At 56.3% G+C, this 14,363-nt stretch carries 10 protein-coding genes; 1 reads left to right on the top strand and 9 read right to left on the bottom strand.

The genetic code is table 11. The annotated features are described in order from the left end of the window. The first annotated feature begins 123 nt into the window (after positions 1-123). A complete protein-coding gene (gene pflA, locus ACHH0Z_RS04085) occupies positions 124-864 on the top strand; it encodes a pyruvate formate lyase 1-activating protein (RefSeq protein WP_008499976.1) in 741 nt (246 codons plus the stop codon). A gap of 35 nt (positions 865-899) precedes the next feature. On the opposite strand, the gene ACHH0Z_RS04090 is transcribed toward pflA, so the two are convergent. The 9 genes from ACHH0Z_RS04090 to ACHH0Z_RS04130 all read right to left on the bottom strand — a co-directional run bounded on the left by ACHH0Z_RS04090 (position 900) and on the right by ACHH0Z_RS04130 (position 14,282). Further along, a complete protein-coding gene (locus tag ACHH0Z_RS04090) occupies positions 900-1,430 on the bottom strand; it encodes an anti-virulence regulator CigR family protein (protein WP_023292887.1) in 531 nt (176 codons plus the stop codon). A 123-nt stretch (positions 1,431-1,553) separates the two neighbouring features. Further along, complete coding sequence (locus ACHH0Z_RS04095; RefSeq protein ID WP_045406776.1) at positions 1,554-2,702, bottom strand: MFS transporter; 1,149 nt, start codon at positions 2,700-2,702, stop codon at positions 1,554-1,556. A gap of 275 nt (positions 2,703-2,977) precedes the next feature. After that, entirely contained in the window at positions 2,978-3,841 is an 864-nt protein-coding gene (locus ACHH0Z_RS04100; RefSeq protein ID WP_021240881.1) for a dimethyl sulfoxide reductase anchor subunit family protein, read from the bottom strand. 1 nt (position 3,842) lies between these two features. Beyond that, a complete protein-coding gene (locus tag ACHH0Z_RS04105; RefSeq protein WP_021240882.1) occupies positions 3,843-4,460 on the bottom strand; it encodes a DMSO/selenate family reductase complex B subunit in 618 nt (205 codons plus the stop codon). 10 nt (positions 4,461-4,470) lie between these two features. Further along, the gene (gene dmsA / locus ACHH0Z_RS04110) at positions 4,471-6,915 is read right to left on the bottom strand and encodes a dimethylsulfoxide reductase subunit A (RefSeq protein ID WP_025912931.1); all 2,445 of its coding nucleotides are present in this window, start codon (positions 6,913-6,915) and stop codon (positions 4,471-4,473) included. 211 nt (positions 6,916-7,126) lie between these two features. Further along, positions 7,127-8,419 (bottom strand): serine--tRNA ligase, encoded by a 1,293-nt coding sequence (gene serS / locus ACHH0Z_RS04115; RefSeq protein ID WP_008499983.1) that lies wholly within the window; start codon positions 8,417-8,419, stop codon positions 7,127-7,129. A gap of 92 nt (positions 8,420-8,511) precedes the next feature. Continuing rightward, complete coding sequence (gene rarA / locus ACHH0Z_RS04120; protein WP_008499984.1) at positions 8,512-9,855, bottom strand: replication-associated recombination protein RarA; 1,344 nt, start codon at positions 9,853-9,855, stop codon at positions 8,512-8,514. Positions 9,856-9,864: 9 nt separating this feature from the next. After that, positions 9,865-10,479 (bottom strand): outer membrane lipoprotein chaperone LolA, encoded by a 615-nt coding sequence (gene lolA / locus ACHH0Z_RS04125; protein ID WP_021240884.1) that lies wholly within the window; start codon positions 10,477-10,479, stop codon positions 9,865-9,867. A gap of 128 nt (positions 10,480-10,607) precedes the next feature. Beyond that, positions 10,608-14,282, bottom strand: a complete 3,675-nt coding sequence (locus tag ACHH0Z_RS04130; protein WP_045406779.1) for a DNA translocase FtsK 4TM domain-containing protein — start codon at positions 14,280-14,282, stop codon at positions 10,608-10,610. Positions 14,283-14,363: the final 81 nt, after the last annotated feature.

Consider the following 14,363-nt stretch of genomic DNA (forward strand, 5'->3'; position numbering starts at 1 on the left):
CCTCAGTCTCTTTTGTCCGCTATCTATACTGAATGGATAACAGCCAAAACAGACTTAACACAGCCGGCTTTGAGCTGTGCATACACAGGCCCCGGACGGGCCGATGATGGAGATATCACCGCAATGTCAACTATTGGTCGTATTCACTCCTTTGAATCCTGTGGCACCGTCGATGGCCCGGGTATCCGGTTTATCACCTTTTTCCAGGGCTGCCTGATGCGCTGCCTGTACTGCCATAACCGCGACACCTGGGACACGCACGGCGGTAAAGAAGTCACCGTCGACGATCTGATGAAAGAGGTGGTGACCTATCGCCACTTTATGAACGCTTCCGGCGGCGGTGTGACCGCGTCCGGCGGTGAAGCCATTCTTCAGGCTGAGTTTGTCCGCGACTGGTTCCGCGCCTGCCATAAAGAAGGCATTCATACCTGCCTCGACACCAACGGCTTTGTACGTCGCTACGATCCGGTGATTGATGAACTGCTCGAAGTGACCGATCTGGTGATGCTCGATCTCAAACAGATGAATGATGAGATCCACCAGAATCTGGTGGGCGTCTCCAACCACCGCACGCTGGAGTTTGCCAAATACATTGCCGATAAGGGCATCAAAACCTGGATCCGCTACGTGGTTGTTCCTGGCTGGTCAGATGACGACGACTCCGCGCACCGCCTGGGAGAATTTACCCGCGACATGGGCAACGTCGAGAAAATCGAGCTTCTGCCCTATCACGAGCTGGGTAAACATAAATGGGTGGCCATGGGTGAAGAGTACAAGCTTGATGGCGTGAAGCCGCCGAAAAAAGAGACGATGGAACGCGTCAAAGGTATTCTTGAACAGTACGGTCACAAAGTGATGTATTAAAGAAAAGGCCCGGTGAGAACCGGGCCTTTTTTATTCTATTTAAAGACGCCGTTAATAACGGAAGTCACAATCGCAGTACTCAGCGCAATTAAGACCAGGTCGTCACCCACTACGCGCCATTCGTAGCCGGGATAGGAAGGAAGCTGGTCCAGCATTGAGGCCGGAACGGCCTTCTTCGCAATACCCGGAGGCAGTGGTTTACCGCGCGCCAGGTTTTTTGCGATCCCCGGGGGCAGTGACTTATAGCCCGTTAAGCCGTAATTCACGGCCAGATGACGGACATGATCGAAGCTCACGCGAGCATCAACGTCATTACCGACATCTTTGCTGTTTTTGAAGTTCTTATCCGATTTTCCAGGGTTATCCTGTCCGCTATTTTGCTTATTACCATGGTTACCGGAGTTACCAGAATTCCCGTTACCATGATTGCCGCCATTACCTTGTCCGCCACCGTTTCCGTGACCACCGCCGTTCCCGTTGCCAGGATTAGCCATGACCGGAGCCGTTGCAAACGTTAAAGACAACACTACGGCAAGTGCGGTAGTGGAAAAACGACGTATAGACATGATTGTTGCCTTTTAGTGGTAGAACTCATTTGAATTATCGCCAGGCGGGAAAAACAAACAATACGTAAAAGTCTTATATGTGACAGGGACAAAAAAGCCTGTCGATGACAGGCTTTTATTTAATCAGGCGTGTGCCACCGGCGTTGGATGTTCGCCCGCTTTACGCAGCAGCATTAAGAGATAAATAAACGACACGCTGGCGATCATGATAAACAGTAAATTGTCGGAATAATTTTGCATCAGCATCGCGGTAAACGTCGGCCCTAATAAGCTGCCGATGGTATAGCTCAGTAACAGCGCCTGGTTCATTGCCACGAGCTGGTGATGTTCAACTTTCTCACATGCCCACGCCATCGCGACCGGATAAAGCGTGAAACCTGCCGCTCCAAGAATAAACAGCGCAGGTGCCATCGCGGCATTGCTGAGCATGGCGAGGCATCCCATGATCACCACGAAGACCTGAACGCGCAGCACCAGCAGACGGCCAAAGCGATCAGCCAGACGGCCAATTGGCCATTGTCCAACAATACCCGCACTCACCATCACCGCCATCCAGAAGCCAATTCCGGAGTCGCTGACGCCCTGATGGTTCAGATAAAGCGGCATCAGGCCATAGAGCGAGCCCAGTACAATCCCCGAGATAATGCAGCCGTTAACGCCCAGACGCGCCTGACGCAGTCTCAGCATGGGCCAGACGTGGGTTGCTTCCTGGTGTTCACTGTTCTGGTTCACAATGCGCGTAAAGAGCAGCGGCAGGATTGCGGCCAGCACCATGCCCGTTACCCACGGCAGAACGCTCATCAGGTCGGTTGGCAGCTTGCTCACCATCAGTTGTCCCAGCACGGTGCCGACATAGTAAACCATCATGTAGGCAGCCAGCAGGCGTCCGCGGTTGCGGGAGGTGCCGCTGCACATCAGCGCACTTTCAACGACCACCCAAATCATCGCGCAGCCAACACCGGCGATAAAGCGCCATGCCATCCAGCTCCAGAAGCCGACCATCAGGCCCAGCCCCGCACATCCGGCGGCGAAAATCAGCGAGGCCAGATAATAGCTGCGGTTAAAGCCAAAGCGCTTAATCAGGCTCCCGGTCACCAGCGTACCCAGCAGGTTCCCGGTAAAAAAGGATGAGCTGACCATACCCACCTGCCAGGTCGGTAAGTTTTCATGGGCGAGCCACAGCGGGACGAGCGTATTTAACACTGCGATCGCCAGGGTCAACGAAAGCAGGCCACAGAGCAACAGCAGCACTGGCCGGGTATAGGTGGTCATGGATTAAAAACCGTGAGGAAGTTCAGATTTCGTGCGCATCATGCCACTGGCAAAAACAAAGTCAATCCACTGATTTAGCCGCCTCGCACAATATGTTCCCTGTCGATTTAAAAAACTTATCCTGCTAATGCCACGCCTGCTATAGATATTAATTATGTCTCTGTTTTCATTTATTAATGGGCAAAATTAAAACAAAACGACAGACGAAAAATTTCATGATCGAAAAAAGAAAAAGCCGGGCACTCTGGCCCGGCTTGATATAACCCAATACACCGTTAACTGGCGACAGCCATACCAACGGTCATATGCAACCCGTAGAACACGCCGCGACCAATCAGTTCACCCGCCAGTACCAGCACAAAAGCCAGTGACAGCAGCGGCAGCGCCGGCTGATAACCTTTGAGCTGAGGGGCAATCCAGAATACCAGCGCGGCGACCAGCAGAACGATACGCCAGGCCATCAGCGCACCGTAGTCCGGCACCAGGGCAGAGGCCTGCTGAATAGAGCTGTGAATGGTTGCCAGTTCAGAACCCTGCATCAGGGCGACTATCGCACTCACTACCAGCGCCAGCAGCGAAACAGCGGGCAGCAGACGCATTGCCCATCCGTCGACACCCGCCACGCGCAGCAGCAGGTAGCCCAGCAGCGGCCCGCCGATAAACATCGTCAGGAAGAAGCTCATTGGCGTCCAGACGCTGTACCAGGTGGGGACGGTATCGATGGTGTTATAGACACGTATCATCATCCACACGAACACCACGCCCAGCACCATGGTCACAATCAGCCACAGGCTGCGCAGACCCGCAGGCAACTTCTTCATAGCGGCCAGCAGCCAGCCCAGCCCACCGACGGCAAAGAAAATAGCGCCACTGGCAATCTCGTTACTCAGTGATGAGGCCCCCACGCGGTTCAGAGAGTTAAACGCGCGCATCGGCGAACCCAGGTGCAGCGTTGAGGCGATAAAGCCGATCCCCATTAGCACCCACAGGCCAAACATGCTCAACACTAAACGCTGCTGCTGTTCAGCATTGAGACGACCTTTCAATAACGCCAGCGCGAGCACAATGAAGCCGCCCGCTACGCACTGACCAAAGACCGTGAAGATCATCAGCGGCCATTCATGCCATCCACTTCCCATCTCACACCTCCTTCGGATTTGCCAGGTAGCCGGTGGTGTCACCTGTAGGACGGCTGTTGGCGTTAGGTTTAATCACAATACTCGGCTTCGTGAAGTGCGCAGACGGCAGCGGTGCCACGGCGGCAAGCTGACCGTGTTTTTGACGCAGCTCTTCAATCGGGCCGAAGTCCAGCGCGCGCAGCGGACAGGACTCGACGCAAATCGGCTTTTTGCCATCCGCTACGCGGGTGTGGCAGCCGTCGCATTTGGTCATGTGGCCTTTAGCGGCGTTGTACTGCGGCGCGCCGTACGGACAGGCCATATGGCAGTAACGACAGCCAATGCAGACATCTTCATCCACCACCACAAAACCGTCTTCGCGCTTGTGCATCGCCCCGCTCGGGCAGACTTTTGTACAAGCGGGATCTTCACAGTGGTTACAGGCAATTGACAGGTAATACGCAAAGACATTCTGATGCCAGACGCCGTTATCTTCCTGCCAGTCGCCCCCAGCGTATTCGTAGATGCGACGGAAGCTCACGTCCGGCGTCAGGTCTTTGTAATCTTTGCAGGCCAGCTCGCAGGTTTTGCACCCGGTACAACGGCTGGAATCAATAAAAAATCCATACTGAGTTGTCATCGGTTACTCCTTAAACCTTTTCAACCTGGACAAGGTTAGTGTGGGATGGGTTACCCTTCGCCAGCGGCGACGGACGCTGTGTGGTCAGTACGTTAATACTGCCTGCCTGGTCGATGCGGTTGGCATCCGGGCTGTACCAGGCCCCTTCCCCTAACGCCACCACGCCGGGCATCATGCGCGGGGTGACTTTGGCTTCAATATGCACCTCGCCGCGACCGTTGAAGATGCGCACGCGATCGCCATTGCTGATGCCGCGCGCTTTCGCGTCCATCGGGTTAATCCACATCTCCTGGCGGCAGGCGGCCTTCAGCACGTCGACGTTACCGTAGGTAGAGTGAACACGCGCTTTATAGTGGAAGCCGGTCAGCTGCAGCGGGAATTTCGCCGTCAGCGGATCGTTATAGTTTTCAAAGCCCGGCGTGTAGATCGGCAGCGGATCGATAACATCCCCTTCCGGCAGCTCCCAGGTGGAGGCGATTTTTGCCAGCGCTTCGGAATAGATTTCGATTTTGCCCGACGGCGTGGTCAGCGGGTTCGCCTGCGGATCTTCACGGAACGCTTTGTACGCCACGTGGTGTCCTTCCGGATCGCGCTGTTTGTACATTCCCTGCTTGCGGAAGGTATCAAAGTCAGGGAGGTCAGGAATCGCCTTACGGGAGAGTTCATGCAGATGGCGCATCCACCCTTCCTGAGTACGCCCCTCGGTGAACTGCTGCTCAACGCCAAGACGTTTCGCCAGCTCAGAGGTCATTTCATAAATGGTTTTGCACTCGAAGCGCGGTTTAATCGCCTGGTCGGTAAAGATCACGTAGGACATGTTGCCGCAGGAGGCGTCCAGCGCGAAATCCATCTGCTCAGAGGCGGTGCAGTCCGGCAGCAGGATATCGGCATATTTTGCCGAGGAGGTCATGTGGCAGTCGATCACCACAATCATCTCGCACTTCTTGTCGTCCTGCAGGATTTCATGGGTGCGGTTGATTTCAGAGTGCTGGTTGATGAGACAGTTGCCGGCGTAGTTCCAGATCATCTTGATCGGCACGTCCAGCTTGTCCTTACCGCGCACGCCGTCGCGCAGGGCGGTCATTTCCGGGCCACGTTCAATCGCATCGGTCCACATAAACATGGAGATGCTGGTCTGAACCGGGTTATCCAGCGTTGGCATACGTTCAAACGGCACTTCATATGAGCCTTCACGCGCGCCGGTGTTACCGCCGTGAATACCGACGTTGCCGGTCAGAATGGAGAGCATGGAAATGGCACGGGTCGCAATTTCACCGTTCGCATGACGCTGCGGGCCCCAGCCCTGGCTGATGTAGGCTGGTTTGGCTGAGCCAATCTCACGCGCCAGCTGAACGATACGCTCTGCCGGGATGCCGGTGATGGTGGACGCCCACTCCGGCGTTTTTGCCACGCCATCGCTACCCTGACCGAGAATGTACGCCTTGTAATGACCGTTAGCAGGTGCGCTGGCGGGCAGGGTTTTCTCGTCATAGCCGACGCAGTATTTATCCAGGAAAGGCTGATCGACGAGGTTCTCGGTGATCATCACCCACGCCAGCGCGGAGACCAGGGCCGCATCGGTACCCGGACGTATTGGGATCCACTCGTCTTCACGTCCGGCACCGGTGTCGGTATAGCGCGGATCGATGATGATCATGCGGGCATTGGATTTGGCGCGCGCCTGTTCGAGGTAGTAGGTTACCCCGCCACCGCTCATGCGGGTTTCCCCCGGGTTGTTACCAAACAGCACGACCAGCTTGCTGTTTTCGATATCGGACGGACTGTTGCCGTCCGCCCAGCCGCCGTAGGTGTAGTTCAGGCCAGCCGCGATCTGCGCCGAGGAGTAGTCACCATAGTGATTGAGATAACCGCCGCAGCAGTTCATCAGGCGCGCCACCAGCGTTTTTCCCGGCGGCCAGGAACGGGTCAGCGTGCCGCCGAGCGTCCCGGTACCGTAGTTCAGGTAGATGGATTCGTTGCCGTACTCTTTAATAAGACGCTGCATATTGGTGGCGATGATATCGTAGGCTTCATCCCAGCTAATCCGCTCGAACTTCCCTTCCCCACGCTTACCGACACGCTTCATCGGATATTTCAGGCGGTCCGGATTATAGACGCGGCGACGCATGGAGCGACCACGCAAACACGCACGCACCTGATGTAACCCTTCGTAGTTATCGTCCCCGGTATTGTCGGTTTCGACATATTTAATTTCGCCATCCACCACATGCATACGCAGCGGACAACGGCTACCGCAGTTAACGGTACAGGCACTCCACACCACTTTTTCCGGCGAAGTGGCCGGAGACAGAGCATCTGCCGCCGACGCCAGTCGGGTAAAAGGGAGCGTGAAGGCACTACTGGCTACAGCCAGGCCGCCTATTGCCGTGGTTTTCATCAACCCACGGCGAGTGACCTCGGCAGCCATTAATGCTTCAGGCGCGTTGATTTTCATAGAGACTCACTTTGGTTGCTCACAAAGAAAAGAGAGGCGGCGCAAACCGCTATGTAGTTTTATATATAACGAATATTATCGTTATCAGCTTTTTATGCTGACTTTCATTCGAAGGAGTATTACTACTTTAGAGGGAGAGGTTATTGCGTCGCATCAAACCAAAGGCATAAAAAAAGCGCCCTGAGGCGCTTTTTTGTTTTAAGACAAATTATTAGCCGATGTACTGCTGGCCTTTCATGTATGGACGCAGCACTTCAGGGATCTCGATACGACCGTCTGCCTGCTGATAGTTTTCCAGCACGGCAACCAGGGTACGGCCCACAGCCAGGCCAGAACCGTTCAGGGTATGCACCAGACGGGTTTTCTTATCAGATTTGCTGCGGCAACGTGCCTGCATGCGGCGCGCCTGGAAATCCCAGACGTTAGAGCAGGAGGAGATCTCACGGTAGGTGTTCTGCGCAGGTACCCACACTTCCAGATCGAAGGTTTTGCAGGCACCAAAGCCCATATCACCGGTGCACAGCGCCATACGACGGTATGGCAGACCCAGCAGCTCCAGCACTTTTTCAGCGTGGCCGGTCATCTCTTCCAGCGCGTCCATGGATTCTTCAGGACGGACGATCTGCACCATCTCAACTTTGTCGAACTGGTGCATACGGATCAGACCGCGCGTGTCGCGACCGTAAGATCCTGCTTCAGAACGGAAGCACGGAGAGTGCGCCGTCAGTTTGATTGGCAGGTCGTCTTCGTCGATGATCTCATCACGCACGAGGTTAGTCAGCGGCACTTCCGCGGTTGGGATCAGCGCGTAGTTGCTGCTGTCTGCTTCCTCGTCCAGCGGACGGGTATGGAACAGGTCGCCGGCAAATTTCGGCAGCTGGCCCGTACCGTACAGCGTATCGTGGTTGACCAGATATGGCACATAGGTTTCGCTGTAGCCATGCTGCTCGGTGTGCAGATCCAGCATGAACTGCGCCAGCGCACGGTGCAGATGGGCAATCTGGCCTTTCATTACCACGAAGCGAGAGCCGGTCAGCTTAACAGCAGCCGCAAAATCCAGGCCCGCGTGCATTTCGCCCAGCGTCACGTGGTCGCGCACCTCGAAGTCAAACTCACGAGGCGTACCCCAGCGTTTCACTTCAACGTTGTCGTTTTCATCTTTGCCGACAGGCACGCTGTCGTCAGGAATATTCGGGATAGCCAGGGCAATATCACGAATTTCGGCCTGAAGAACATCCAGTTCAGCTTTCGCCTGATCCAGTTCTTCACCCAGCTTGTTCACTTCCAGGCGTAATGGCTCAATATCTTCCCCGCGCGCTTTCGCCTGGCCGATGGATTTCGATCGAGAGTTACGCTCTGCCTGCAGATTTTCAGTTTGTACCTGCAGTACTTTACGACGCTCTTCAAGAGCGCGCAGCTTATCTACATCCAGCTTAAAGCCCCGGCGTGCCAGTTTTTCAGCGACTGCGTCTGGCTCATTACGCAGCAGATTGGGATCGAGCATGCTTATCCTGTGCTTATCGAATTAAAATAGGAAATGTGACCACAGCCTGCGGTCACAAGGATACAATTGCCAACATTACCGCAACGATTGAACTAACGGTAGCGTTTTATAGGGCTATTTTGATCCTGTCCGGCGAGCCAGGTGAGCTTTTCACCAATCTTGCCTTCAAGACCTCTGTTTGTGGGGTGATAATAGCGCGTTTGTGCCATCTCCTGCGGGAAATATTCCTCCCCGGCAGCGTAGGCATTGGGTTCATCATGAGCGTAGCGGTATTCCTGCCCATACCCCATCTCTTTCATCAGTTTGGTCGGCGCGTTACGCAGGTGAACCGGCACATCGTAGTCCGGACGCTCACGCGCATCAGACATCGCTGCCTTGAAGGCGGTATAAACCGCATTGCTTTTCGGCGCACAGGCCAGATAGACAATCGCCTGCGCAATGGCGCGCTCACCTTCTGCGGGTCCAACCCGGGTGAAACAGTCCCAGGCCGACAGTGCGACCTGCATGGCGCGAGGATCGGCATTGCCGACATCTTCTGAGGCAATCGCCAGACAGCGGCGCGCGACGTATAGCGGATCGCCACCCGCAGTAATAATGCGCGCATACCAGTACAGCGCCGCATCCGGCGCGCTACCGCGCACGGACTTATGCAGCGCCGAAATCAAATCGTAAAAACGGTCACCTTTATTATCGAAACGCGCGCTGCGTTCCCCGGCAATTTCGGTGAGCAGTTCCGGTTTTAGCACCCGCTTGCCGGCATCGTCGACCTCGGCCATGTCGGCCATCATTTCCAGCGTGTTCAGCGCCCGACGCGCATCGCCGTTAACCAGCTCGGCAATCGCACGACGCGTCTCGTCAGGCAGAACGATATCCTGTCCGCCGTAGCCGCGCGATTTGTCGTCCATCGCCTGAGTGAGAACCTTTTCGATATCCTCGGTCGTCAGCGATTTGAGCAGGTAAACGCGCGCACGGGAAAGCAGCGCCGAGTTCAGCTCAAACGACGGGTTTTCGGTGGTCGCCCCAATGAAGAAGATCGTGCCGTCTTCAATATGCGGCAGGAAGGCATCCTGCTGGCTCTTGTTGAAGCGATGGACTTCGTCGACAAAAAGAATGGTGCGGCGTCCGGCGTTGCGGTTCTGACGCGCACGCTCGATAGCCTCACGGATCTCCTTCACGCCGGACGTCACCGCTGAGATACGCTCAACGTCCGCGTTGGCATAACGGGCAATCACTTCTGCAAGCGTAGTCTTGCCGGTGCCTGGGGGGCCCCAGAGGATCATGGAGTGCAAATGCCCCGCCTCAATGGCGCGCGGCAAGGGCTTACCGGCAGCCAGCAGGTGCTGCTGACCGATGTACTGCGCTAAATTTTCTGGCCGCATACGGGCGGCCAGAGGTTGAAACGCGTTATCTGAAAAATCGAGCGACAGATTGCCCACTCACGCCTCTTACTTATTGCGTTGGTCGTCCACCGTTACGCCCTTCGGCGGGGTAAAGGTGAACTTCGATGCATCAACGGCGCCGTTCTGCTGAGATTTGAGCTGATAGCTGCTGCGCTGATCGTCCTGCTCAACCGCGCCGAACTGATTAATGGTACCGTTGGTGCTGACATTGATGGTGAACTGCTTCAGGTTGCCGTTGCTGCCTTTCGGCGTCAGGACAAACTCGTCACCTGTCTGTTTAATATTGTACTGCTGCCAGTCGCTGGCCTGGTTACGGGCAATCAGCATAAATGGCGTATTGCTGGTGGCATCTTTCAGCCAGGTCGCAGTAGCCTGCTCAACGAACGGGTTGTAGAACCATAAGGTTTTACCGTCAGACACCAGGATGCTTTCATCCGGCTGGGTCATGTGCCAGTTAAACAGATTTGGGCGTTTTACCCACAAGTCCCCCTGACCTTCCTGCACCGCGTTGCCGCTGCCGTCCGTCACTTTCTGCGTGAAGCTGGCGTGGAAGCTGCTTACTTTATCCAGTCGGCTTTTAAGGTCGCTGGCTGCATCAGCCCAGACGCTGCTGGCGACAAAACTGGTGAGTAATGCACAGGCGATGGCGATTTTTTTCATTGTTATTCCTTAAAATACGTCTTCCCGAAATGGGGTTTCCGACTTCTATTCTGGACCTGCCCGGAGGCAGGCGACAGAAGAAAATGCTTAATTTTGGCTGATTTACCCTTCTTTGCAATCGCGGAAGGTTAATCAAACGGTGGCGGAGCCAGCACCTCGCGGTTACCGTTATGCCCCTGCTCGCTCACAATGCCCTGCGCTTCCATCTGCTCGATGATGCGCGCAGCGCGGTTATAGCCGATGCGGAACTGACGCTGTACGCCAGAGATAGACGCTTTACGTTTTTCGGTAACGAAATTTACCGCCTGATCGAATAATGGATCCAGCTCTTCACCGCCGTCAAAGCCACCGCCGCCGCCTTCACTTTCCGTATCGCTGGTGATGCCATCGACGTATTGCGGACGACCGCGCGCTTTCCAGTCCTGCACGACCGCGTGCACTTCCTGGTCGCGCACGAACGCGCCGTGAACACGCACCGGAGAGGTGGAGTTCGGCCCGGAATAGAGCATGTCACCCATCCCCAGCAGCGACTCTGCGCCGCCCTGGTCAAGAATGGTACGGGAGTCAATTTTACTTGATACGGTGAAGGCGATACGCGTCGGAATGTTCGCTTTAATCAGACCGGTGATAACGTCCACGGAAGGACGCTGGGTCGCCAGCACAAGGTGAATACCGGCCGCACGCGCTTTCTGCGCCAGACGGGCAATCAGCTCTTCCACTTTCTTACCGACGGTCATCATCAGGTCAGCGAATTCGTCGACCAGCACCACGATATAAGGCAGTTTTTCCAGCACCGGATGCTGGGCATCCATGCTGTCACCCGGCTTCCAGTACGGATCCGGAATCGGACGGCCCATGCGCGCCGCTTCGGCGATTTTCTCGTTATAGCCGGCCAGGTTACGCACGCCCAGCGCAGACATCAGCTTGTAGCGGCGTTCCATCTCATTCACGCTCCAGCGCAGGGCGTTGGCGGCGTCCTTCATGTCGGTGACCACTTCAGTCAGCAGATGTGGAATACCTTCATAGACCGACAGTTCGAGCATTTTCGGGTCGATCATGATGAAACGCACATCTTCCGGCTGCGCTTTATAGAGCATGCTGAGGATCATGGCGTTCACACCGACGGACTTACCGGAACCGGTGGTACCCGCGACCAGCAGGTGAGGCATTTTTGCGAGGTCTGCCACAACCGGATCGCCAGCGATATCTTTACCCAGCACCACGGTCAGTGGAGATGGGTTATCACGGAACTTGGTGTTATCCAGCACTTCACGCAGGTAGACGGTCTGACGTTTCTTGTTCGGCAGCTCAAGGCCAACGTACGGTTTGCCCGGAATCACTTCCACCACGCGCACCGCCACGGTCGACAGCGAACGCGCCAGGTCGCGGGACAGGTTGGAAATACGCGCGGCTTTTACGCCCGGCGCCAGGTTCAGTTCAAAACGGGTGATCACAGGACCCGGCGAGTAGTTCACCACGTCCGCCTTGATACGGAAGTCAGCCAGACGGGCTTCAACCAGACGGGCCATCTGCTCCAGCGCAAATGTATCAACCGGCTCGACTTCAGCTGGCGGCGGCGTCAGCAGGTCCAGCGACGGCAGCGGCGTGCTTGGACGCTGCAGCGGACGGCTGTCACCGTTACGCATCAGCAGCGGGTGAATCAGGCTCTCCTGCGGCTGTGGCGCAGGCTGCTGGAACTGCTGTTGCTGCGGCTGCTGTGGTTGCACATACGGCTGTTGAACAGGTTGCTGTGCGTAGGTCGATGGTGTCTGCTGGCGCACAGGCTCAGCTTCCGGCATCACGCTCGGGGTAAATAAAGGCTCGCTTGGGCCATCATCCACCAGATCTTTCATCGGCGAGAATTCAAAGTCCGACAGCGAGAACGGATTTGCCCCTGCCGGCTGTTCACCGGAGTAACGCTGCTGCAGCGTTGCCGCAAACTGGCGCGCTAATTCGGCTTCTGCCGCATCATCTTCGTCTTCCAGCGCAGGTTCGTCGTGCTGATAGTCTTGACCGTAGCGCTGATTTTGCTGCGCAGCGAACTGGCGGGCCAGCTCGTCCTGCTGCATTTCATCAGCATCATCGTCGTACTCAGACTCGCGCGCTTTTTCTTCAGCCATGCGCTGGGAAGGCAGCTTGATGCCATAAGACGCAAGCTCGCGGCGGGTTGGCACGCGGACGCGGTTAGGACGAGGCAGTTGCGGACCAATCCCCTCTTTCACCTGAGGACGCGGTGCGCCCCCTGTTGCCAGGCTAAAGACCGGTGCCGCCGCTGCTGCGGCCGCAGTAGCCTGCTTAACGCCTTCCGTTACGGGTGCTACAGCAGGCGTCGGGTCGACCGGCGGAACAGAAACAGAAGGCGCCTTCGTAACCGGCTCCTGCACCGGTTCAGGCACAGGCTGATACCAGGCGGCCAGCTGTTCTCGTTCACGCGCACGACGCTCTTCGACTTCTTCGAAATAGTACAGAGGCGGACGCGCAGGCTTCACCTCTTCCACGATTTCAGGCTCAGGTTCAGGCTGCGGTGCAACGTAAGGCTGCACAGGTTCAACGGGTTCAGGCACGTACTCCTGATAAGGCTGGGACACTGGCTGCTGATATTGCTGCGGTGCATACTCAGGCTGCGGCGGCTGATAAGGCTGCTGCCACTGTTCCTGCTGCACGGGGATGTAGCTTTCAGGTTCAGGCGCAATAACGGGCTCCGGCGTATGAACACCCGGCGCATTCTGCCAGTCAACCTGAGGTTGCTGAATAACGGATTCCGGCGGCGGGACCGGCGCGGATGGCATCACGGCGTCGACAGGCGCGGCATACGCCTGCGCAGCGGTCGTCGCGGCGGCGGCAGCCGCAACCGGCTCGGTAACCGAGTGGCCGTTCAACAGTGGATCGTATTCGTCGAAGTCACCCGGCGTGGCACGGCTACCGGAAAAAAGCACATCATCAGGATCGACGGCGGTACCTGCTGCACGATACTCAACCTGCTCGTCTTCATCCATGCGTTTACCGGAGAAGAGCGCCGCATCGGTTTTACGGCCCAGCGGGTTGGCAAATTTCTCAGCAACACGCTGGCGACGCGCCAGCGCACCGCGCAGAATTCGGGCACGACGAGACTCGCGACGCTGCACAGGCGCGTCGTCTTCCTCTTCATCTTCGTATTCGTCTTCATCCACCCACGTATCGTCACGACGGGTACGGTTACTGGCGAAGGTCAGAATGGTGAGGATAAAGCTGCCAATTTTCTCGGCAATGCTCACCCAGGACCAGCCGGTAAACAGCGTCAGCCCGGCGGCCCAGATGCACAGCAGTGCCAGCGTGCCGCCGCTGCTGTGCAGCATCGGCTGAAGCGCGGAACTTAATAAGCTGCCGATTACCCCGCCAGAGGCGAAGTACCAGATATCATCCGCATTGATCGCTGCCAGCCCGCAGGAGGTAAGGATCAGCGCCAGCGCGCCAATGAGGCGCAGCGAGACGGCGAAATAGTCGATGTAATCATCGTTCTGACGATGACGCCACGCAAACCAGCATCCGCCAATGATAATGACGGGAAGGGTGTAGGCCATCACACCGAAAATGAAAAACAGCGTGTCCGCAAGCCAGGCACCGGGGACACCGCCTAAATTATGGATAGGCTCATGCCATGCAGTTTGTGACCAGCTGGGATCAGAGGGGTTGAAACTGAGTAAGGCTGCCATCAGCCAGACGGCAAAAAGGGCAATAACAATCAGCAAAGCCTCGAGGAGACGACGTCCGCTGCTTAGCTTCGATAGTGTGACTTCTTTGTCTTCAGTGTATTCCTGGCTCAAGAAAGGCTCTCCAGGTATCAGGCATATCCTGCCTGTTTGCTAAAACGGACAACAGCGCCGGGACTCCCCGGCACTGTTGCT

Source organism: Enterobacter cloacae complex sp. 2024EL-00227 (genome assembly GCF_043945315.1).
GTDB lineage: Bacteria > Pseudomonadota > Gammaproteobacteria > Enterobacterales > Enterobacteriaceae > Enterobacter > Enterobacter roggenkampii.